This window comes from Raineyella fluvialis, from assembly GCF_009646095.1.
Taxonomy (GTDB): domain Bacteria; phylum Actinomycetota; class Actinomycetes; order Propionibacteriales; family Propionibacteriaceae; genus Raineyella; species Raineyella fluvialis.
This window is the reverse complement of record NZ_CP045725.1, coordinates 2,314,032-2,335,542: the sequence shown is the minus strand read 5'-3', so window position 1 is coordinate 2,335,542 and position 21,511 is coordinate 2,314,032. Positions and strand designations below refer to the sequence as shown.

Sequence of the window (21,511 nt, the reverse complement as noted above, 5' to 3'; positions counted from 1 at the left end):
GTGTTCTCGTCCGATGCTCCCACGGGTCGGAGGTTATCAGTCGGGCCGGGCGGTCGAGGTCAGGATTTGGTGCTCCGCACGGAGAGGAAGACCACCGGGACGTCGACCAGTTCGCGGGGGCCGTGCGGCCCCTCGCCGTCGAGCAGCAGGGAGTCGCCCGGCTCCATGTCGTAGCTGTACGCGCCGTGGCCGTAGACCATCCGGCCGGACAGGAGGTAGAGGAACTCGGTGCCGGAATGCTGGAAGAGCGGGAAGACGGCCGAGGCGTCGGTGAGCGTCACCAGCGTCGGTTCCAGGGCGTCGGGCATGTCCTTGAGCGTGCCGAGCACCCGGTACTCGTGGCCGTGCTGCGTGCCCGACCGTACGCTGCGGCTGCCGGCCCCCGCCTTGGTGAACGAGGCGTCCCGGTCGGAGTCGACGCCGCGCAGCAGCGCCGTCACGGGAATGTCCAGCCCTTCGGCGAGCCGGGCCAGCGTCGAGAGGGACGCGGAGATGGTCGCGCTCTCGATCTTGGAGATCATCGCCTTGGACAGGCCGATCCGGGAGGCGAGCTCGGCGGCGGAGATCCCGGCCGCCTCGCGGTGGGCCCGCACCTGGGCAGCGATGATCTCCTCGAGGGAAGGGCGGGGCCCGTCGGATCGCTGCACGCCTGACACCGTGTCATGGTACGTGAGCAGGACCTCGGGCCCCGTGACCCACCCCTCCATTCAGCCCGCCCCGGCCAGGGACGCCAGCACGTCGGCCAGCGCGACGGCACCGGCCTCGGCGTCCGCGTCGTCGGCGTACTCCTCCGGCGAGTGCGACACCCCGGTGGGGTTACGGACGAACAGCATCGCTGTCGGCACGGCACCTGCCAGCACGCCGGCGTCGTGGCCGGCGCCCGTCTCGAGCACCGGCGCGCCCGGCAGGGCTGTCGCGAGGCTCTCCCGCAGGGTGCCGTCGAAGTCCGTCGCGGCGCTGTACGACTCCTCGCTGATCGTGACCGTGCAGCCCTCATCGGTAGCGATCCGTCCGACCAGGTCGGTGATCGTGCCGATCAGCGACAGCGCCGCCGTGTCGTCGGGGTGGCGGACGTCGAGCCAGAAGGATACCCGTGAGGCGATCACATTGGTGCCGCCGGGGATGGCCTGCAACCGGCCGACGGTGGCGCGAGCCGACGGCGTCGCCCGGGCGAGGTTGCGGATCCCGTGGACGGCCCGGGCCGCGACCACCATCGGGTCGGCCCGGTCCGTCATCAGGGTGGTCCCCGCGTGGTTGCCCTGCCCGTCGACGACGATGCGCCACCGGCCATGGGCGAGGATGCGTGAACCGATGGCGACGGGACGATCCAGGTCGACCAGGCCGCGGCCCTGCTCGACGTGGAGCTCCACGAAGGCGTGCAGCCCCCCGAGCCAGGGTGTGTGTGCTCCGACCCCGCGAGGGTCCAGTCCCTGCCGCGCCAGGACCTCCGCGTACGTGTCTCCCTCGGCGTCGCGTAGCCCGAGTGCCCGGTCGGGACTGATCGCCCCGGTGGCGAGGCGTGAGCCCAGACAGGCGACGCCGAAGCGCGATCCCTCCTCCTCCGGGAAGACGGCGATCCCGACCGGCCGTGCGGGGGTGAGGCCGCGCGCCCGCAGGTGGTCGACCGCGACGAGGGCGGAGGCGACCCCGAGCGGTCCGTCGAACGCTCCCCCGCCGGGGACGGAGTCGAGGTGGCTGCCGGTGAGGACCGCGTCGTCGCGCCGGCCCTTGGTCGCCGGCGTCTCCCACCAGGCGCTGATGATGCCGTTGCCGTCCGACTCGACGCTCAGCCCACGGTCCAGGGCCTGCGCCGTGAACCACTCCCGCAGCTCGATCTCGGCCGACGAGTAGACCGGCCGCGAATAGCCGCCGCGCAGAGGGTCGCGCCCGATGTCGTCGATCTCGCTCAGCAGCGCCGCGACACTCATGCCACCAGCTCCGCGCCCATGCCGGTCCGGAAGCGCGTCGGGACGGCGTCGGCCGACCCGGCGACGAGCGCGGCGGCGAACTCCCCGATCAGCGGGGCGAACTTCGCTCCGTGACCCGAGCACGGGGACAGCACGGTGATGCCCTCGACCCGATCGATGATGAAGTCCTCGTCCGGGGTGCTGGTGAACAGGCAGGTCGCCTCCGCGTACGGCTCGGGGACCAGGCCGGGCAGGAACTCGGTGACGAAGTCGATGACGCGTTCCCGGTTGACCGGGTCGATCGTCCGGTCCTGGTGCGTGGCCGAGAGGATGGGCTTGCCGCCGTTGTACTCGGCGATCTTGAGCCCGGTGAAGCCGGCGTCGCGCCCGCCGGGCAGGGCGTACGTCTGGATCTGTGGCGCCTTGCGGATCATCGTCGGCCAGGTCGCCGACGGATCGCGGTAGGGGAAGTGGAAGGCGTTCTCCTGGGTCACCCGCAGGCTCGGCAGGGACGACAGGAACGCGTCGGGCAGCCCCAGGTCCCCGAGGAGATCGGGCAGCCAGCCGCCCGCGGCGACGACCACCTGTTCCGCCTCGACGGCCGTACCGTCCGCGCCGATCACCCGGTAACCGGCCCCCGCGCGTTCGACGCGGACCACCGGGAAGTCGGTCCGTACGTCGGCGCCCAGCCGCTGGGCGAGGGTGAGCATGGCCATCACCGCGCGCTCGGCATCGATGACGCCGGCGCCCGGGGTCCACAGCACGTCGGTGTCGAAGGCGATCTGGCCCCACCGCTCCCGCGCGACCGCGGAGCCGAGGACCTCATGCTCGACCCCCTCGGCCGCCAGCAGCCCGGCGAGGCCGCTCTGTGCCCGCAGCGGGCCGAAGTCGACCGAACCCACCAGGTCGATCAAGGTCTCCCCCGCGGCGGACTCCAACTCTGTCCAACCCTGCCGGGCGAGCGTGACGAGGTGCACGTACTCCTGCTCGGGATAGGCGTAGCGGAAGATACGAGCGGACCCGTGGGAACTGCCGAACGCGTTCGCCGGGGCGAAGCGCTCGAGGACGGTGACGTCGTGGCCGGCCTGGGCGAGTCGCCAGGCGGTGCCTGATCCGGCGAGTCCGGCGCCGACAATGGCGATGCTGGTCATGGTGGATGTGCTCCTCAACTGGTGGGTACGGCGGGACGGGGCAAACGGGTAGTGGTGCGGATGCCGCGTCAGGTGGCATCCGCACCACCGGGGTTCAGCGGGTGCTGGCCGGGACCAGCGTCAGGCCGTCGGCGACCGGCTCCTCGTCGTACGCGGCCTCGTCGTAGGCGAGCTCGTCGTGCGAGTGGGGATCGATGCCGGCCACCTCGTGTTCCTCGGGAATCCGCAGGCCGACGGTGACGCCGACGAGCTTGGCGATCAGCCAGGTAAGGGTGAAGGAGTAGGCGAGTACCGCGGCCACGGCGAGGGCCTGGGTGCCGAGCAGGCCCAGCCCGCCGCCGTAGAACAGGCCGGCCTTGCCGTTGGGGGCGGTCGGCGTGGCGAACAGCCCGATGAGCAGGGTGCCGAGGATGCCGCCGGTGAGGTGCACGCCGACGACGTCGAGGGAGTCGTCGTAGCCGAACTTGAACTTCCAGTCGATGGCGAAGGCGCAGGCGATGCCCGCCACAGCGCCGATGACGATCGCGCCGATCGGCGAGACGGCGCCACAGGCGGGGTGATCGCGACGAGGCCGGCGATGATGCCCTCAGCCGAGCCGAGGCTGGTCACCGAGCCGGTGCGGAAGAGATCGACCATGGCCCAGCCGAGCAGGCCGGCGCAGGCGGCGACGGTCGAGTTCAGGAAGACGACGCTCGCGGCGGTGCCGGCGGCGAGGGCCGAGCCGGCGTTGAAGCCGTACCAGCCGAACCACAGCAGGCCGGCGCCGACGAGGACGAGCGGACGGTTGTGCGGGCGGACCGGCTGGCCGAAGGTCTTGCTGCGGCCGAGGACCAGGGCGAGCGCCAGGGCGGCGATGCCGGAGTTGACGTGGACGGCCGTGCCGCCGGCGAAGTCGACAGCGCCGAGTCGGTTGGCGATCCAGCCACCGACGACACCTTCGCTGTCGAAGGCGAAGACCCAGTGCGCGACCGGAAAGTAGACGAAGGTCGCCCACAGCCCGGCGAAGAGCATCCAGGCGCCGAACTTCATCCGTCCCGCGGCGCTACCGGCCGTCAGGGCGGTGGTGACGGCGGCGAACAGGAGCTGGAACGCGGCGAAGAGGGCGAACGGGAGCCCTGAGGCGGTGCTGTCGCCCAGAGCGGCGTCCAGGCCGAAGTACTGCAGCGGATTGCCGAGCAGGCCCAGCCCGCCCAGCGAGGTGCCGAAGGCGGCGGAGAAGCCGTACAGCACCCAGAGGATGGCGACGAGGCTGGCTCCCGAGAAGCACATGATCATCATGTTGAGGATCTGGCGGGAGCTGACCATCGCGCCGTAGTAGAGGGCGAGGCCGGGGATCATCAGGGCGACGAGTGCCGAACTGGCGAGCAGCCAGGCGACGTTTCCGGTGTCCATGGGGAACTCCAATCAGCGGTGCGGTGGATCGGTGATGGGGTGGATCGGGAGGTGGCGGATCAGGGCGTGGTGCGATACGTCGGGTCAGCAGCGGCCGGGGATCCAGTCGGTGCCGGCGAGCGGGACACCGGCCATGGCGGCGGCCTCGATGGTCAAGGCGACGAGGTCCTCGGGCTCGAGGTTGAGCAGGTGCGACTTGCCGCAGGCGCGGGCGATCGTCTGCGCCTCCAGCGTCAGCACCCGCAGGTAGTTCGCCAGGCGCCGGCCGGCCTCGACCGGGTCGAGGCGGGCGGCCAGCTCCGGGTCCTGGGTCGAGATCCCGGCGGGGTCCTTGCCGTCCTGGAAGTCGTCGTAGAACCCGGCCGCCGAGCCGAGGGCGGCGTACTCGGCGTCGTAGCGGGGGCTGTTGTCGCCGAGCGCGATCAGGGCGGCGGTGCCGATGGAGACGGCGTCCGCGCCGAGCGCGATCGCCTTGGCCACGTCGGCACCGGTGCGGATGCCGCCCGAGATGATGAGCTGTACGCCGTCGCGGTGCACGCCGAGGTCCTGCAGGGCCCGGACGGCGGGCCGGATCGCGGCGAGGGTGGGGATGCCGACGTTCTCAATGAAGACCTGCTGTGTGGCGGCGGTGCCGCCCTGCATGCCGTCGATCACCACGACGTCGGCGCCGGCCTTCACCGCCAGCGCGGTGTCGTAGTACGGGCGGGAGGCGCCGACCTTGACGTAGATCGGCGTACGCCAGTCGGTGATCTCGCGCAGTTCCTTGATCTTGATCTCGAGGTCGTCCGGGCCGGTCCAGTCGGGGTGGCGGCTGGCGGAGCGCTGGTCGATGCCCACCGGCAGCGTCCGCATCGCCGCCACCCGCTCGGTGATCTTCTGCCCCAGCAGCATGCCGCCACCGCCGGGCTTGGCGCCCTGGCCGAGCACGACCTCGATCGCGTCGGCCTTGCGCAGGTCGTCGGGGTTCATCCCGTAGCGGGAGGGCAGGTACTGGTAGACGAGCGTCGAGGAGTGTCCGCGCTCCTCCGGAGTCATGCCACCGTCGCCGGTGGTGGTGGAGGTGCCGACCTCACTGGCCCCCGGCCGAGGGCCTCCTTGGCGTTCGCGGACAGGGCCCCGAAGCTCATCCCGGCGATGGTGACCGGGATGTCCAGGTGCACCGGCTGGAGCGCGTGGCGCCCGCCCAGTGTCACGTCGGTGTCGCATCGCTCGCGGTAGCCCTCGAGGGGGTAGCGGGAGACGCTGGAGCCGAGGAACAGCAGGTCGTCGAAGTGCGGCAGGCTGCGCTTGGCACCCCAGCCGCGGATGTCGTAGATGCCGGTCGCGGCGGCGCGCTGGATGTCGGCGATGGTGGCGCGGTCGAACGTCGCCGACTCGCGTAGGCCCAGCTGGGCGTGGTTCGTCATGGGTGGGGTCCTTCCGGCTCAGTAGGAGTTGTCGGCGTGGAAGTGGTAGAGCTGGCGGGCCGAGCCGTAGCGGCGGAACTCCGCCGGGTCCTCGGAGCGGCCGGCGGCGCGGAGCAGACCGGCCAGTTCGGCCAGGTACTCGGCGCCCATCGGCTTCTCGACGCAGTCCGCGCCGAGTGACTCGACGGAGCCGCGGACGTAGAGGCGGGCCTCGTAGATCGAGTCGCCCAGCCCGGCCCCGGCGTCGCCGCAGACGACGAGTCGCCCGGCCTGGGCCATGAAGGCGGAGGCGTGGCCGATGCTGCCTCCCACGACGATGTCGACGCCCTTCATCGAGATGCCGCACCGGGCGCCGGTGTTGCCGTCGATGACGACCAGTCCGCCGTGACCGGTGGCGGCCGCCGACTGCGACGCATCCCCCGTCACGTGGACGACGCCGCTCATGATGTTCTCGGCCAGGCCGACGCCGGCGCTGCCGTGGACGGTGACGCGGCCCGTGGTGTGCATGCCGGCGCAGTAGTACCCGACGTGACCGTTGATGGTCACGTCGATGTTGGTAGCGATGCCCGCGGCGATGCTGTGCTGGCCGCCGGCATGGTCGATCGTGAAGCTCTCGCGGCTGCTCGCGGCGTGCAGGGCGGCGTTGACCGCCCGCACACTGTCGGACCTCAGATCGAAGCTCGCGGCGCTGACGGGGGCCGGGGTGGACACGGGGGTCGGAGTGGTGACGGTCATCGTACGTTCGCCTCCTTGTCGGCGGGGGTGGAGAGGGTCCAGGTGTAGGCGATGCCGGGCGCCGGCTCGAAGATCCGGGCGTCCTCGATGCCGGGCAGGCCCGCGAGCGCGCGGTACTCCGAGGCCATCGCCACCCAGTCGTCGGTCTCGGCGATGATCGCCGGCTTGCAGGCGATCGGGTCGCGGACGACGGCCATGCTGGTCGCGGTGGTGACGACGAGGGTGTAGAAGCCGTCGAGGACCTCGCCCAGGTGGGCCAGGGCCGTCTCGAGGTCGTCGCCCTGTTCCAGGCGTCGGGCGATGTAGCGGGCCGCCACCTCGGAGTCGTTCTCGCTGTCGAAGCGGACGCCCTCGGCCTCGAGCCGGCGGCGGATGCTGACGTGATTGCTGAACGACCCGTTGTGCACCAGGCACAGGTCGTCGGCGACCGTGAACGGGTGCGCGCCGCCCGCCGTGACGGCCGATTCGGTCGCCATCCGGGTGTGGGACACGCCCTGGAGCCCGGTGGCCTCGCGCAGGTGGAACGTCTCGGCAAGGTCGCGCGGGTTGCCGACGCCCTTCATGACGGTGACGCCGGTGCCGCGGCCGGCGATGCCGACCCCGGGAAGGAACGTCTCGACGGCCGCTTCGAGTTCCTCGGTCGCGACGCCGGCCCGGACGATGGTCGTGTCGCCCCTCGGCTCGACCTCGACGCCGCTGCTCGACGGCAGCACGCTGGCGAGCTGTTCGCGCAGCGCCTCCGGCTCGCCGTCGTGGCCCAGCAGGGTCAGCACCGCGGTGCCGTCGGGGTTGAGCGTGCGGTCGCCGTAGACGGCGAGACCGGCCGAGTCGGGGCCGCGCTCGACGATCTCGCACAGCATGCCGTGCATGAGCACACCGAGTTCGTCGCGCAGTGCCGGGTTACGTAGCTGCAGGGCAGCGATTCCACACATGGGGTCTCCTCTCGATCACGTGGTTGTCGACGACGGCGTGTCAGTACGCCGTCAGGTACTGCTCGTGCTCCCAGCTGGTCACGGTGCCGTGCCAGGCCAGGAACTCGGACTCCTTCGCGTCGGCGAAGTAGGGGCCCACCGGGTGGTCGCGGTCGAGGCCGCGGAGCAGCAGGTCGTCCCCGCGCAGGGCCTCGACGGCATGCAGCAGCGTGGGCGGCAGGGCCACCGCGTCCGGGCGGGACTCCCCCGGGCCACACGGGTCCCCCGGGTCGACCTCGGCGTCGATGCCGGCGAGGCCGGCCAGCAGCGTCGTCGCGATCGCGAGGTACGGATTGGCCGCGCCGTCCCCGGCCCGGACCTCGATCCGGTTCCCGTCGGGGACGCGGATGAAGTGGGACCGATCGTTGCCGCCGTACGAGGCCTTCTTGGGTGACCAGGTCGCTCCCGAGGCGCTGGTCGTGGCGCCGCGGCGCTTGTAGGAGTTGACGCTCGGCGCGAGGAAGAGCTGCAGGCCGGCGGCGTGGTCGAGGATGCCGCCGATGAACGCGTAGGCCAGTGGCGAGAGTCCGAGGTCACGGGTGTCGTCCGCGTCGGGGAAGAGCGGCGCGTCGTCCCTCCACAGGGACAGGTGCAGGTGCAGGCCGTTGCCGGCCCGGTCGGAGAAGGGCTTCGGCATGAACGTCGCGGTCATCCCGCGCCGCTCGGCCAGGACATTGATCAGGTAGCGCAGGGTGGTGACCCGGTCCGCGGTGACGAGCGCGTCGTCATAGTGGAAGTTCTGCTCGAACTGGCCGGGCGCGTCCTCGTGGTCGTTGGCGTAGTTGCCCCAGCCGAGGGCGTTCATCGCCTCACTGATGTCGGCCAGATGGTCGTACATCCTGGTCACGCCACGGGCGTCGTAACACGTCTGCAGGCCGACATCACGGGAATCAGCAGCCATGAGGCTGCCGTCCTCGCCCTTGGTCAGCAGGAAGTACTCGACCTCGGCACCGACCTTGGCGCTCAGGCCACGACGGGCGTACGTGTCGAGGAGCCGCTTGAGGATCACCCGCGGGGCGTACGGCCAGGGCCGGCCGTCGACATACGGGTCACAGTGCACGATGGCGAGGCCCTCCTGCACGAACGGGATGGCAGCGTACGAGGAGAGGTCGGGGACAGCCAGCAGATCGGAGTCGTGGGGCTGCTGGCCGATCAGGCCGGCGGCGAAGCCGGCGAACCCCAGCTCGCCGTTCTCCAACTGGTCGGCGGCCGCCACCGGGACGAGCTTGGCGCAGGGTTTGCCGTTGAGATCGACGAAGACGGCGAGGATGAAGCGAACGCCATCGCGTTCGGCGCGTTCGCGCAGAGATGCGGAGGCGAGGTGGCCTGCGGGCACCTGCCTCTGCAACAACTCGTCAGTCAGGGTTGCGATCGACATCGGGTGACACCTCCATGAGTTGATTATCAGGAAACGCTGTTGACTCATAGTTACCGACGATGTGGTCGGGGAGGTTTCCCTCGTGTTAGGGCTCGATGACGGCGCCCACTCACACCCCTGCCGGCCTCCGGGATGCGAGCAGGCCGACGAGGCCCACTGGGCGGGGCGGAATGACGCACACCCTCCGACGATGCGACGTTTTCGCTTGTCACAGTCACTTCGAGGGCAGCAGCCAGGGCGTGAGGACCGACGACCCGACCGGCCGAACGGATGACCCCGACCCGGCGTAGCCGCTCGGTCGATGAGCCGTCGACGGCAGACGGACGGTGCAGATCGTGCCGGAGCGCGAAACCGGGATCCTCCACCGGCCCGACTCCCCACCCGCCGCCGACAGGCAGCCGAGCTCGACCGGAGAGGTGCCACGTCGGCCGCTCAGGTCCCGTAACGGAGACCTAACACCGCGGTCATCCCCGGTAACACGAGGAGTGGTTTCCTGATGATCAACCTCGTTTCCCCTCAGGAGACGACCTCTCCTTACTCCAGAACAGGAGGCGACATGCTCGCCAACACCCAGACCCCCTTCCGCGTGACCTCGGGCGCCTGGCAGGACCTGCCGAAGATGACCGACTACGCCGGGGACGGCTACATCGCCGACGTGTACGAGAACCCGGACGGCAGCGCGATGTGCTCGGGATTCTTCGAGCTGAAGCACGCGGAGGAGCCGCTCTTCTACGAGTACGAGTACGACGAGATGAAGGTCGTTCTCGAGGGCGAGTTCGTGCTGGAGAACGTCGACACCGGCCAGGTCCAGGTGGCCCGGGCGAAGGACGCGATCTTCTTCCCCAAGGGTTCGCGGATCAACTTCAGCACCCCGGACCACGCGCTGGCCTTCTACACCGGCCACCGCCGAGCCGACCTGCTGTGATGGCGGACCTCGCCCACACCAGTGTCCCGACCTGGGTCGCCGACGCCCCTGGCGCGGTCACCCCGGACAGGACCGGCAGCACCTGGATCCTCGTCGGCGCCGGGACGGACGGGGTCGCGCAGACCGAGCGGTGGCGCGACGCACTGCTGGCGGGCGGGGCGAGCGTGCAGGACATCCGTGTCCTGCACGCCGCCGGCGGCCGGACCGAGAACCTCGGCGCGGCCCTCACCACCGCCCTGGGTCAGGCCCGGGTCGGCGTCCGCGTCGCCCTGGCGGGCCCGGTGGGCGCCTGCCTGGCGCTGCGCGGGGTGGCGGTGAGGGCAGGTACGGAGGACGACGAACTGGTCGTCGCACCGGTCGGCACCGGCCCGCTCGACATCCACTGCTGCCATTGCCTGGCCACCACCCCTGCCGTCGCCGCCATCGGCGACGTGGTGACCTGCGACAGCTGCGGCCGCCGCCTGGTGATCTACCACCACGTCTCGCGGCGTACCGGCCGACTGATGGGCTACCAGATCGACGCCGAGGAGGCGACCCATGGCTGACTCCCTCACCCTGACTGTCGCCGCCGTCAAGGAGGCGGCGCCGGGCATCCGTACGCTCGTCCTGCGGGCGCCCGGTGGGGGCACGCTGCCCTCGTTCGTCGCCGGCAGCCACCTCGTCCTGAGTTGTGGCGCCCGTTCCAACGCATACAGCCTGATCAGCGACGGGATCGACCCCGAGGAGTACCGCGTCTCGGTGCTCCTCGTCCCCGACGGCGAGGGCGGCTCCCGCTGGGTGCACGAGTCCCTGGCCGTCGGCGACACGGTCACCGCCCTGCTCCCCCGCAGCGCGTTCGCGCCGATCGCGGGCGCCCGCAAGCACCTGCTCATCGCCGCCGGCATCGGCATCACGCCGATCCTCTCCCACCTGCGCAGCGCCCGGCGGTGGGGCCGCGACGTGCAGGTGCTCTACGTCCACGGGGGCGCCGGAGCGCACATCGACGACGTCCTCACCCTGACGGACGGGGCCGCCGAGGTCGTCGTAGGTCGCCAGGCCTTCGCGCCCCGGCTCGCCGCAGCCCTGGCCGACCAGCCGTTCGGCACCCATCTGTACGTGTGCGGGCCGTCCTCGTTCCTCGACGACACCCTGGCCGGGGCGAGGGCCGCCGGCTGGCCCGCCTCACGGCTACATGCCGAGCACTTCGGCGTCGCCGCGCTCGACCCCGGCGACCCGTTCCGGGTGCGGCTGACGGCCAGCGGACGCACCGTCGACGTGCCCGCCGGCGTGTCGCTGCTCGATGCCCTCGATCAGCAGGGCATCGCCGTCCCGCACCTGTGCCGGCAGGGGGTGTGCGGGGAGTGCCGTCTCCCCGTGACCGCCGGCGTCCCCCTGCATCGCGACCTCTTCCTCAGCTCCGACGAGAAGGAAGCCGGCGACACGCTGATGTGCTGCGTGTCGCGGGCCCTCTCCCCGACCCTGGAGGTACCCCTGTGACCACGCTGACCCAACCGTCCCCGCTGAGGCCGACCCTCGGGCCGTCGATCAGCGGCTTCCCCTTCCCGTTCACCGACGACACCTACCGGTACAGCACGAATGTCCAGCCGGCGCGTCAGCCGGTCGCCACCCCCGCCGGGCTGTGGGGCACCACCGTGCTCGACCTCGACACCGATTACGAGCGCGACCTCGCGGAACGTACGCAGATCCTCGCCGCCGATCCGACCCGCCACGCCGTCCTGCCCCACATGCGGCCCGCCGCCTGGGACACGATGCTGACGCTGATGCGTGAGCTGGCGCAGGCCTACCCGGCCGACTTCACCCTCCACCGGGAGGGCAAGCGCTGGCACTGGCACAACGCCAGGCTCGGCATCTCGGCCGAGTTCGTCTACGGCGACGCCAGCACGCTGCCCGACGAACCACTGCGCTTCATCTCCCGGCAGGTGCAGGAGGACATCGTCCTGCTCGACCAGCGCGGCGGATCGCTCCACGCGGACGCGGGCGTGGTGACCTTCGCCGCCGACTGGAGCTTCGGCTTCGACGTGGGGATGACCTTCCTCGAGATCCACGGGCCGGTGCCCCGGATCCGCCAGGAGGGCGTGATCACCCGGGCCCACGAGTTCCTCCAGCGGCTGCAGCCGCACCGCCCGTACCGACGGACGAACTGGACGATGACGATCGGGCGGCGACTGGACGTCTCCACCGAGCGCTATCCGGAGTGGGGGCCCGATCGGGAACTGATCCGCCTCGTCGACGACGAGGAGTTCGGCCGGCTGGTCCACCTCCGGGTGGAGGTGCAGCACTTGGTCCGGCTGCCCGACTCGGGCGCGATCCTCTTCCTCATCCGCACCTACATGCTGCCGCTGGAGGAGCTCGCGACGGTCGAGCCGTGGCGGACGCGCACCGCCGCGGTGCTCGCCGAGCTGCCCGCCGACATGGCGGACTACAAGGGCATCGGGAAGTACAAGGACCGCGCCGCGGAGTGGCTCACCGCCTACCCCTCCACCCCGCCCGCGACCCCGGCGCCCGGTGCCGAGGAGGTCCATCCCCCCGCACTGTCGCTGCCGGTCTGGCCCGAGCGGCCTGACCCCGTCGATGCCGATGGCTCCTCGTTCCTCGTCATCGCCGTCGGTGACGATCCCCGGACCGATCTGATCGCCCGCGACTGGGCCCGCGACGCCGCACGGGTGGGTGGCACCGCCCTGACCCGCCTCGGTTCGATGACCGACAGTGCGGATCGGGCCCGGCTGGCCGGGCAGCTCGACCAGCTGCGGACCGGGATGCGGCTGATGGTCGTCGGCGGACAGTACGACGTGCTCCAGGTCCTCGCCGAGGCCCGCGCCGCCGGGGCCATCGCAGCCGAGCTGCGGGCCTTCGTCGTGCACCGACGGGACCTGCCCGTGCAGTGCGCCCACTGCCGCCAGACGCACCGCGTCGAAGCGGCCCCCGGCGATGAGGTGGCCTGCCCGGGGTGTCAGCGCATCCTGGCCATCCACCCCCACCTGGCAGCGGTCCGCGGCAGCTTCCTCGGCTCCGACGCCCACGCCCGGGACCTGCCATGAGCGGCCACCTCCACCCCGGCTACCGCGCCGGGCGGCGTACGCTCCGGATCGCCTCCCGCACCGCCCTGACCGAGCACATCACCCACTTCGAGCTCGTCGACCCCGACGGCCTCCCACTGCGGGCCTACCAGCCGGGCAGCCACCTCGTCGTCACCGCCGGCGGCCGGCGCAACGCCTACTCGCTGGTCGACGACGGGGTCGCTCCGGACGCCTACCGCATCTCCGTCCTGCGACGCGGTGAGGGCGGCGGCTCGGACTGGCTGCACGACACGCTGCGGCCCGGCGACCTGGTCGAGGTGGAGGGCCCGCGCTCGATGTTCGCCCCGGCGCCGGACCAGCGCGCGGTCCTGCTCGTCGCCGGCGGCATCGGCATCACCCCGGTCCTCTCCCACGCCCGAGCCAGGGTCCGGGCCGGCCTGCCGGTGGAGCTGGTGTATTCCTACCGGCCCGGACGAGCCGCGCACCTCGCCGACGTCCGTGCCCTGGCCGCACGATCCGGCGTCCGCGTCCATGAGGCCATCGGGGCGGCGCGGACCGTCGAGACGCTGCGCGAGCGGCTCGCCGACCAGCCGATGGGGGCCCACGCGTACGCCTGCGGCCCGCTCCCGCTCCTGGCGACGTACGAACGCCTCGCCGCCGAAGCGGGCTGGCCGACGGCCCGGGTCCATCTCGAGCGCTTCACGGCCCCCGAGCTCGAGGCCGGCGAGCCGTTCACCGCAACGGTCGCCTCGACCGGGCAGCGGCTCGACGTGCCGGCCGGGGTGTCCTTGCTGGACACCCTTCTCGCGGCCGGCCACGACGTCCGCCACCAGTGCCGGCAGGGCGTGTGCGGCGAGTGCCGCCTACCGGTGCGGGCGACCCGACTCGAGCACCGGGACTTCGTGCTCACGGATGACGAGAAGCGGGCGGGCGACACCATGCTCCCCTGCGTCTCACGCGGCGACCAGATCGAGGTGTTCCTGTGACCCTTCCCTCCACCGACCTCGCGGTCGAACTCTTCCTCACCCAACCGATCGACCACCTCGCCAACCTGCCCTGGCCGTTCCCCGACGACCTCGACGCCTTCCGGTACACGGTCAACGTCGAGCCCGCCCGCGTGCCGCGGCGCACGCGCGGCGGCGAATGGGGACGCCACCTGGTGGATCTCGGCGGTGCCGAGTATCCGGCGATCATGGCCGACCGACGCCGCATCCTCGACGCCGACCCCGGCCGGGTCCAGGTGCGCCCCGGCATGGCCCTGGCCTGCTGGGACCTGCTCCTCTACTACCTGCGCGACCTCGCCCTCACCTACCCGGACCTGATGGAACTCGACGAGGTGGGCGAACACCTCCACTGGCGCAACCACGTCCTCGGCACCGACCAGCGCTTCGTCCTCGGCGACGCCACGACGCTGCCGTACGACCCGCTGGAGTTCCTCGCCCGCGAAGTGCCGGACGACCTGCTGCTCGTGGTCGAGCGCGACGGGCGACTCTGCTTCGACGCGGGGGCGGTGACCTTCGCGGCCGCCTGGGCCGTCAGCTTCGACGTGGGCATGGACATCTACGAGATCCATGGCCCGGTACCGCGCCTGACCGGTGAAGGCATCACCGCACGGGCCGAGCAGTTCCTCAAGCGGCTGCCCGCCGACCAGGTCTACCGGCGGGTCAACTGGACCCTGTCGGCCTCCGACTCCCGCACGCTGGACGTCAGCCTCGAGGAGCTGCCCGCCTGGGGCCGCGACATCCCCGCCCTGATCCGGGACGGGGCCGTCGATGCGACGGCCTGGGGCCGGGTCCAGCTGCGGATCGAGCTCGAGCACTTCGTCCGCCTGCCGATGACCGGCGCGGTGACCTTCAACATCCGCACCTTCATGGCCTCCCTCGACGAGCTCCGCGCCGTGCCCGCATGGTGCGAGCAGCTCGCCACGATCATCGAGGAACTGCCCGCCGACCTCGCGGAGTACAAGGGCTTCCTCGACCACCGCGACGACGTCGTGGCCTTCCTGCGCACCGCCGACCTGCACACCGCCAACCTGCCCGCCGCCTCCCCTTCACCCCACGACAGGACGGACTGACATGACCATTGCCAACCTGCCCGACTCCGTGTCTGCGATGCCGATGGCCGTCGCCGACGTGGACGAGCGGGCCCTGCTCAAGACCATGCGCTGGTACGACGGATTCGTCATGGCGCTCTCCAACCCGGGCTTCATCATCGCCAGTCTCGGCTACACGACCGGCCAGGTCGGCGCCCTCGGCGCCCTCGCGGTGTGGCTGGGATCGATGGTGATCGCCGTGCTGCAGAACAAGATCTACACCGAGCCCGCGACGATGTTCCCCGAGCACTCCGGCGGCATCGCCATGTACGCCTTCGAGGGCTGGCGTTCCCGCTTCAGCCTGGCCGGCCCGATGTCGGCGATCGGCTACTGGGCCGGCTGGTCCTCGGTGCTAGCCATCTTCGGCCTCACCTCCGGTGGCCTGATCCAGGCCCAGTGGTTCCCCGAGGCGACCTGGAGCATCGACGCCGGCATCCATCTCGATCTGCCCCGACTGATCGCCGTCGGACTGATCCTCGGGATCTGGGCCATCAATGCCCTCGGGGCCAAGCCGGTCAAGATCATGGGCTACCTCACCGGCGCCCTGCTCTTCGTCCCGCTCGTGCTCTTCACCCTCGTCCCGTTCTTCCTGTCCGACTTCCACTGGTCGAACCTCAGCTGGGGGCTCACCGGCGCCAACGGCTCGCTCTGGGGCGGCATCCAGCTCGCCCTCGTCTGGCTCTACCTGAACGCCTGGTCCGCGTACGGCATCGAGGTCTGTGCGACGTTCGCGCCGGAGTACCACGACACCGAGAAGGACACCCACAAGGCGCTGATCCGCGCGGCGATGTTCTGCCTCGGCGTGTACGCGATGATGCCCGTCGCCCTCGGCGGGGCGGTGACGCAGCAGCAGATGGCCGACGCACCGCTCGGCTTCTACGCCCAGCTCCTCCAGCGGGAGATCGGCGGCTTCTGGTCGAACGTGGTCGTGATCTTCATGATCGGCAGCTTCCTGCTCGGCATGAACGCGGCCAGCGCCGGCGGCGCCCGCACCCTCTACGGCATGTCGCGCAGCGGGATGACGATCCGGTGGCTCGGCCACGTCAGCCGGCACAACGTGCCCAACCGCGGCATGTACGTCGACGTCGTGGCCAATATCGCGGCGGTCCTGCTGCTGCCGACGACCGTGGCCGTGCTCGCGGCCAGCAACATGGGCTACGTGCTGTGCCACGTCTTCGCCCTCTCGGCGGTGGTGCTGCTGCGCAGGGACCGGCCCGGTGCCCCGCGCCCACTGCAGCTGTCGACCCCGTGGGTCGCGCTCGCCGGCGTCCTGGCGGTCTTCAACCTGGTGATCCTCGTCGTCGGCGCGACGTCGTTCTCGGTCACCGGTTACGGCGGTGTCCCCGAGCTGTTGATCGGGATCGGCCTACTGGTGCTCGGCAGCCTGCTGTACGTGTACCGGCGCGTCGTCGAGGACAAGCAGCCCTTCCGGCTGCGGGACCGGGACGCCACCCCGGCCGTGGCCGAGGCCGAGGAATCCCTCGTCCTGGCGGAGGTCTGAGGGTGCGCACGATCCCTCTGACGCTCACCTGCTCGTGCGGCGAGGGCACGTCGGTCGCCCTCGCCGCCGGGCAGGCGTGGTCCTGCGGATGCGGAAGGGTCTGGGAACCGGACCCGACCCCCTTCGCCGCCGCGCTCGCGGCCGCTGCCGGTCTGCGACGGGTGCGACAGTGGCTGGGGCTCCTGCTCGCGCTGGTCGCCCTGGTCGGCGGTCTGCTCGCACTCACCCAGCCGGCCTGGTGGCCGGCGCTGCCGGTGCTGGTCGGCGGCGTGGCGATCGCCTCAGGGCCGACCTACCGCCGGCGGCTGCGTACGTTACGGGAGCGGATGCGTTCCCCGATCGGGCTGACCCCGGTCGATGCCCGCCCCGAGGGACGGGCCTGAGCCCGGTGAGGGCCGGCGGTCAGACGCCGGCCTTCGCCGAGCACACCGGCCAGGCGCCCCAACCCTGGGCCGCCTGCACCTTGGTAGCGATGGCGATCTGCTCGGCCTTGCTGGCGTCGCTCGGCAGGCCGGACCCGCCGTAGGCGCGCCAGGTGGTGAGGTTGAACTGCAGGCCGCCGTAGTAGCCGTTGCCGGTGTTGATCGACCAGTTGCCGCCGGACTCGCACTGGGCGATCTTGTCCCAGACGGTGCTGGAGGTCGAGCTGCTCGACGAGGTCGAGCTGCTGGTGCTCGACTTGGTGCTGGTGGTGGCCGTGGGCTTGGGCGCGGGTGCCGGCGCGGGGGCCGCTGCGGGCTTGGGCGCCGGCTTGGGGGTGGCCACCGGCTGCGGGGCGGGCTTGGGCGCCCGGGTGATCGTGACCTTGAGTCCGTCGGTCAGCACCGTGGTCATCCCGGGGTCGACCTTGTCGCCGTCGCCGAGGCTGATCTGCTGCTCCTTGAGCAGGTCGTCGATCGTGCGCGTGGTGGAGACGACCTGCAGGGACTTGTCGTCGACGTCGATCTCGACGTGCTTGGGGGTCTCGACGCTGAAGGACAGTCCGTCGCGGCCGATCGCGCTGGAGCGGCTGGTGGAGACCAGCGCGTTCCCGTCGGTGAGCTGCAGCATGGCGAGGACCTGCTCGACCGAGGTGGCGGTGGTCCAGATGGTGCGCGCCTGGCCGTCGATGGTGACGGTCACGGGGCGGGCGTACTGCACCGAGATCTGCTCGCCCTCGGTCAGCGCCGCATCGGCGGAGGGGGCGACGACGTCGTGGTCGCTGAGGGTGATGCCCTTGGCGGACAGCGCCTGGCCGACGGTCCCGGCGTACGTCCGGAACTGTGTCGGCGTCCCGTCCAGGGAGACCGTCACGGTCTTGGCCATGGCCTCGTTGATGCCGACCGTTCCCAGCCCGAGGGTCAGCACGGTGCCGGTCGCGATGACGGCGATGGTCTTCTTTTGCACGAAGGGGTTCTCCCGCTCAACAGTCGGGCGAAACGCGCCCAGATCTTGCAACGTCACGAAACGATAACGTCGAGACCTGCTCGTGACCAAATCGGCCGATCGTCGTGGTGCCGCCGACGTGGTCGGGACACCTCCGTCCGCGTACCGGCGACCATGTTCCACCATTGAGCGTCTTTCCTTGTCAGCGGGCATTGTGTAGATCAGAGGTCCGGATCGGAGTGATCGCCCCAGGCCTGCCAGGGCCCACCGAACGCGTCGTGGGCATTCTGCACCAGGACGGCACACAGCTCGTCGACGGGTACGCCGCGACGTTCGGCCAGGAACCGGACGATGTGCGGGACGAGATAGCCGGCGTTGGGCCACCCGCGCTGCGGCACCGGAGTGAGGAAGGGTGCGTCGGTCTCGACCAGCAACCGGTCCAGCGGCACCACGTCGAAGGCACCGCGCAGAGCCTCGTTGGCCGGGAAGGTGACCGTGCCGGGGAACGAGAGCCACGCGCCCCGGTCGAGGAAGACCCGGGCGTCGGCGGCGTCGCCGGAGAAGCAGTGCATCACCAGCCGGTCCGGGACGCCTTCGGCATCCAGGACGTCGACGATCGGGCGGTGGGCGTCGCGGTCGTGCACCACGACGGTGCGGTCATACCGGGCGGCAATGGCCAGGTGCGCGGCGAAGGCCACGTGCTGGGCGTCCCGGCCGCGGCCCGCGGAGGTCCGGTAGAAGTCCAGCCCCGTCTCCCCCACGCCGCGGACGACGTCGGCACGTGGGTCGGCAGCCAGCGCCTCGATCTCGCGCAACGCCTCGTCGAGCGCGGAGCGGCCCGACCTCTCGACGAGCCGGGCGGCGTCGTTGGGGTGGATCGCCACGGTGGCGACCACGGAGGGCTCCCGCGCGGCGAGCTCGACGGCCCAGCGGGAACTCTCCACGTCGCAGCCGACCTGGACCGTACGGGTCACGCCGACAGATCCTGCGCGGTTGACCAGGTCGTCCACGGCGAGGCCGGTGTAGTCGACCGTCGTGTCGAGGTGGGTATGGGAATCGGTGACCGGCGCGGGGAGCGCCTCGGGCAGGGGTGCCGGGGTGTCCTTCACGGGGCGCATCCTACGGCCCTTACGTGTCGACCATGTGACACGCCATCGGCCGTCACTGGTCACCGTCGGCCGCGAGGGCCGCCCGGTAGAGGTCGTTGCCGCCCAGACCGGTCCGGGCGGCCACTTCCTTGGCCGCGTCCTTGAGCCGCATCCCCTGCTCGTGCAGCGCCCGCACCTGAGCGACCGCAGCTGCCTGGTCCACGACCGGAGCGTCCGCCCCCTGGATGACCACGGTGATCTCACCCCGGGCCCCCTCGACCGCCCAGGACGCCAACTCGGTCAGCGGTCCGCGGACGACCTCCTCGTACGTCTTGGTGAGCTCGCGGCAGACAGCGGCCGGTCGCTGGGCGCCGAGGACGGCCGCCGCGTCGGTGAGGAAGTCGGCCAGCCGGTGCGGGGCCTCGAAGAAGACCATCGTGCGCCGTTCGTCGGCGAGGTCGGCGAACCGCCGACGCCGCTCGCCCGTCTTGCGCGGCAGGAAGCCCTCGAAACAGAACCGGTCCACCGGCAGTCCGGAGACCGCCAGGGCGGTCAGGACGGCCGACGGCCCGGGCACAGCGGTCACCCGGATACGGGCCTCGACCGCCGCGCGGACCAGCCGGTAACCGGGGTCGGAGACCGACGGCATACCGGCATCGGTGACGACGACGACCCGGCGTCCCTCCTGCAGTTCCTGCAACAACCCGGGCGTACGGAACGCCTCGTTGCCCTCGAAGTAGGAAACGACGCGCCCGGACACCTCCAGCCCCATCCGCCGGAGCAGGTCGAGGAAGCGCCGGGTGTCCTCGGCGGCGATCACCTCGGCCTGTGACAAGGCCTGACGGAAGGCGGGCGAGACGTTGTCGACGTCCCCGATGGGGGCACCGGCCAGCACCAGGAGCCCTTCACCGGGCGTGCCCGCTGTGTTCACTCTGATCTCCCTTGCCGGTGGCTCCGTACGATGGCGGCGTGAGTCTGTCAGTGGATCCACGGCCCGAGGCCGAGTCTGCCACCCCCGGCGACGTCCCGACGATCGTGGAACAGTTGCGGCCGGCGATGCCGTCCGTGCGCCAGGGATGGCTGATCGTGGCCGTGGTGTCCGTGGTGGCGTTCCTGCTGCGGCTGTGGCACCTGGGTGACCCGGTGCGCCTGGTGTTCGACGAGACCTACTACGCCAAGGACGCCTGGTCGGTGCTCCACCACGGCTACGAACTGACCTGGTCGGACAACGCGAACGACCTCATCGTCCGGGGAGCGGTCGACCAGATGGGCACCGCGGCCGAGTTCGTCGTGCATCCGCCGATGGGGAAGCTGCTCATCGCGGTCGGTGAGTGGATGTTCGGGATGACCCCGTCCGGTTGGCGGTTCATGGCCGTCGTGTTCGGCACGCTGCTGATCTCCGCCACCATGGTGCTCACCCGCCGCCTGTCCCGGTCGAACCTCGTCGCCGCCATTGCGGGGATCCTGCTCACCGTCGACGGACTGGCGTTCACGATGAGCCGGCTGGCATTGCTCGACATCTTCCAGGCCACGTTCCTGGTGGCGGCGGTCGCCTGCCTCGTCCGTGACCGGGACGCCATGCGGGCCCGGCTCGCCACCCACCTCGAGACCCGCGGACTGGCCGACCTGGACGGCTCCCTCGGCCCCCTGCTCTGGTGGCGACCGTGGCGGGCGGCGTCCGGAGTGCTGTTCGGCTGCTCGATCGCCACGAAGTGGGACTCTGTATACGCACTGGCGGCCTTCGCGATCCTCAGCCTGGCCTGGGACATCGGCGCCCGCCGGCTCGCCGGCGCCCGGAACCCCTTGCTGCGTGGCGCACTGCGCGACGGGATCCCGGCCTTCCTGCAGCTGGTCCCGGTCGCGCTCGCGGCCTACCTCACCACCTGGATCCCGTGGCTGGCAACGGCCAGTGGCTGGGACCGGCAGTGGGCGGCCGAGCATCCCGAGACGGCGCTGGCGCGACACCTGCCCCGGGCCCTCGCTTCGCTGGTGGCCTTCCATCGCGAGATCTACCAGTTCCACACCGGCTCCTACATCAACCACGCCACCCACCCCTACCAGTCGGGGCCCTGGGGATGGCTGATCCTGATGCGCCCCTTGGGCCTCGACGCGGTGAACGACATCGCCCCCGGCACCGACGGCTGCCCGCCCGGCACCGAGAACTGCATCCGGGTGATGACGACGCTCGGCACGCCACTGCTGTGGTGGGGCGCCGCCGCGGCGCTGGTGGCGGCGATCCTGTTGTGGATCGGCCTGCGCGACCAGCGCTTCTCGGTGCCCGTCGTGGGCGCGCTGGCGATGTGGCTGCCCTGGTACCAGTACACCGACCGGCCGCTGTTCTACTTCTACGCGATCTGCATCGTGCCCTTCACCGTCACCGCGCTGGCGATGTGCCTCGGCCGGATCATCGGTCCGGTGCAGGGCGGGTGGCGGCGCCGCCTGGGGGCGATCGTCGCCGGCCTCTACGTGGCGCTGGTGATCCTCAATTTCGCCTACTTCTGGCCGATCTACACCGACGGGATCCTGACCTGGTCCCAGTGGTGGGCCCGGATGTGGTTCACCAGTTGGGTCTGAGCGTCCGGC

Annotated in this window: 20 protein-coding genes and 1 pseudogene; 9 read left to right on the top strand and 12 right to left on the bottom strand. The window is 71.1% G+C overall.

The features are described 5' to 3' along the window. Nucleotides 1–59: 59 nt before the first annotated feature. The 9 genes and pseudogenes from Rai3103_RS10620 to glnT form a co-directional block, all read right to left on the bottom strand. Nucleotides 60–656, bottom strand: coding sequence for a helix-turn-helix domain-containing protein (locus Rai3103_RS10620; protein WP_228488850.1), 597 nt, complete (start codon nt 654–656; stop codon nt 60–62). Between the two features lie 51 nt (nt 657–707). Next, nucleotides 708–1,928 (bottom strand): allantoate amidohydrolase, encoded by a 1,221-nt coding sequence (locus Rai3103_RS10615; RefSeq protein ID WP_153572587.1) that lies wholly within the window; start codon nt 1,926–1,928, stop codon nt 708–710. Continuing rightward, the gene (locus Rai3103_RS10610; protein ID WP_153572586.1) at nt 1,925–3,058 is read right to left on the bottom strand and encodes an FAD-dependent oxidoreductase; all 1,134 of its coding nucleotides are present in this window, start codon (nt 3,056–3,058) and stop codon (nt 1,925–1,927) included. Before Rai3103_RS10610 ends, Rai3103_RS10615 begins: the two co-directional genes overlap by 4 nt. A gap of 94 nt (nt 3,059–3,152) precedes the next feature. Continuing rightward, nucleotides 3,153–4,396, bottom strand: a pseudogene (locus Rai3103_RS10605) (ammonium transporter). A 138-nt stretch (nt 4,397–4,534) separates the two neighbouring features. Beyond that, entirely contained in the window at nt 4,535–5,485 is a 951-nt protein-coding gene (locus Rai3103_RS10600) for an FMN-binding glutamate synthase family protein (protein WP_228488849.1), read from the bottom strand. Continuing rightward, nucleotides 5,482–5,856: a glutamate synthase-related protein gene (locus Rai3103_RS17805; RefSeq protein WP_228488848.1), complete on the bottom strand. Its 375-nt coding sequence runs from the start codon at nt 5,854–5,856 to the stop codon at nt 5,482–5,484. The genes Rai3103_RS10600 and Rai3103_RS17805 overlap by 4 nt, the downstream gene beginning before the upstream one ends. Before the next feature lie 18 nt (nt 5,857–5,874). Continuing rightward, nucleotides 5,875–6,591 (bottom strand): protein glxC, encoded by a 717-nt coding sequence (locus tag Rai3103_RS10595; protein WP_153572585.1) that lies wholly within the window; start codon nt 6,589–6,591, stop codon nt 5,875–5,877. After that, nucleotides 6,588–7,523 (bottom strand): class II glutamine amidotransferase domain-containing protein, encoded by a 936-nt coding sequence (locus Rai3103_RS10590; protein WP_153572584.1) that lies wholly within the window; start codon nt 7,521–7,523, stop codon nt 6,588–6,590. The genes Rai3103_RS10595 and Rai3103_RS10590 overlap by 4 nt, the downstream gene beginning before the upstream one ends. A gap of 40 nt (nt 7,524–7,563) precedes the next feature. Continuing rightward, nucleotides 7,564–8,940 (bottom strand): type III glutamate--ammonia ligase, encoded by a 1,377-nt coding sequence (glnT, locus tag Rai3103_RS10585; RefSeq protein WP_153572583.1) that lies wholly within the window; start codon nt 8,938–8,940, stop codon nt 7,564–7,566. Nucleotides 8,941–9,496: 556 nt separating this feature from the next. Here glnT and Rai3103_RS10580 point away from each other — a divergent pair. From Rai3103_RS10580 to Rai3103_RS10545, 8 genes are read left to right on the top strand one after another with little or no spacing between them, the layout of a single operon-like run. Continuing rightward, nucleotides 9,497–9,865 carry a cupin domain-containing protein gene (locus Rai3103_RS10580; RefSeq protein ID WP_153572582.1) on the top strand — a complete coding sequence of 123 codons (369 nt, stop codon included), beginning with the start codon at nt 9,497–9,499 and terminating at the stop codon, nt 9,863–9,865. Then, on the top strand, nt 9,865–10,410 hold the full coding sequence (locus Rai3103_RS10575; protein WP_153572581.1) for a dimethylamine monooxygenase subunit DmmA family protein: 546 nt from the start codon (nt 9,865–9,867) through the stop codon (nt 10,408–10,410). Before Rai3103_RS10580 ends, Rai3103_RS10575 begins: the two co-directional genes overlap by 1 nt. Continuing rightward, nucleotides 10,403–11,341 carry a PDR/VanB family oxidoreductase gene (locus tag Rai3103_RS10570; protein WP_153572580.1) on the top strand — a complete coding sequence of 313 codons (939 nt, stop codon included), beginning with the start codon at nt 10,403–10,405 and terminating at the stop codon, nt 11,339–11,341. The genes Rai3103_RS10575 and Rai3103_RS10570 overlap by 8 nt, the downstream gene beginning before the upstream one ends. Beyond that, nucleotides 11,338–12,903 carry a heme-dependent oxidative N-demethylase family protein gene (locus Rai3103_RS10565; protein ID WP_153572579.1) on the top strand — a complete coding sequence of 522 codons (1,566 nt, stop codon included), beginning with the start codon at nt 11,338–11,340 and terminating at the stop codon, nt 12,901–12,903. The genes Rai3103_RS10570 and Rai3103_RS10565 overlap by 4 nt, the downstream gene beginning before the upstream one ends. Next, the gene (locus Rai3103_RS10560; RefSeq protein ID WP_153572578.1) at nt 12,900–13,868 is read left to right on the top strand and encodes a PDR/VanB family oxidoreductase; all 969 of its coding nucleotides are present in this window, start codon (nt 12,900–12,902) and stop codon (nt 13,866–13,868) included. The genes Rai3103_RS10565 and Rai3103_RS10560 overlap by 4 nt, the downstream gene beginning before the upstream one ends. Next, nucleotides 13,865–14,956 carry a heme-dependent oxidative N-demethylase family protein gene (locus Rai3103_RS10555; RefSeq protein WP_153572577.1) on the top strand — a complete coding sequence of 364 codons (1,092 nt, stop codon included), beginning with the start codon at nt 13,865–13,867 and terminating at the stop codon, nt 14,954–14,956. The genes Rai3103_RS10560 and Rai3103_RS10555 overlap by 4 nt, the downstream gene beginning before the upstream one ends. A gap of 1 nt (nt 14,957) precedes the next feature. Further along, the gene (locus Rai3103_RS10550) at nt 14,958–16,475 is read left to right on the top strand and encodes an APC family permease (RefSeq protein ID WP_153572576.1); all 1,518 of its coding nucleotides are present in this window, start codon (nt 14,958–14,960) and stop codon (nt 16,473–16,475) included. A 2-nt stretch (nt 16,476–16,477) separates the two neighbouring features. Continuing rightward, nucleotides 16,478–16,858 (top strand): hypothetical protein, encoded by a 381-nt coding sequence (locus tag Rai3103_RS10545; RefSeq protein ID WP_153572575.1) that lies wholly within the window; start codon nt 16,478–16,480, stop codon nt 16,856–16,858. A 19-nt stretch (nt 16,859–16,877) separates the two neighbouring features. Here the strand turns inward: Rai3103_RS10545 and Rai3103_RS18550 are convergent, their stop codons facing one another. The 3 genes from Rai3103_RS18550 to rsmI all read right to left on the bottom strand — a co-directional run bounded on the left by Rai3103_RS18550 (nt 16,878) and on the right by rsmI (nt 19,859). Continuing rightward, entirely contained in the window at nt 16,878–17,861 is a 984-nt protein-coding gene (locus Rai3103_RS18550) for a resuscitation-promoting factor (RefSeq protein ID WP_194793095.1), read from the bottom strand. Nucleotides 17,862–18,061: 200 nt separating this feature from the next. After that, nucleotides 18,062–18,958 (bottom strand): TatD family hydrolase, encoded by an 897-nt coding sequence (locus Rai3103_RS10535; protein ID WP_153572573.1) that lies wholly within the window; start codon nt 18,956–18,958, stop codon nt 18,062–18,064. A 43-nt stretch (nt 18,959–19,001) separates the two neighbouring features. Continuing rightward, on the bottom strand, nt 19,002–19,859 hold the full coding sequence (rsmI, locus tag Rai3103_RS10530; protein WP_153572572.1) for a 16S rRNA (cytidine(1402)-2'-O)-methyltransferase: 858 nt from the start codon (nt 19,857–19,859) through the stop codon (nt 19,002–19,004). Nucleotides 19,860–19,984: 125 nt separating this feature from the next. Here rsmI and Rai3103_RS10525 point away from each other — a divergent pair, with 125 nt between their 5' ends. Further along, on the top strand, nt 19,985–21,502 hold the full coding sequence (locus Rai3103_RS10525) for a dolichyl-phosphate-mannose--protein mannosyltransferase (RefSeq protein WP_153573708.1): 1,518 nt from the start codon (nt 19,985–19,987) through the stop codon (nt 21,500–21,502). Nucleotides 21,503–21,511 lie beyond the last annotated feature (9 nt).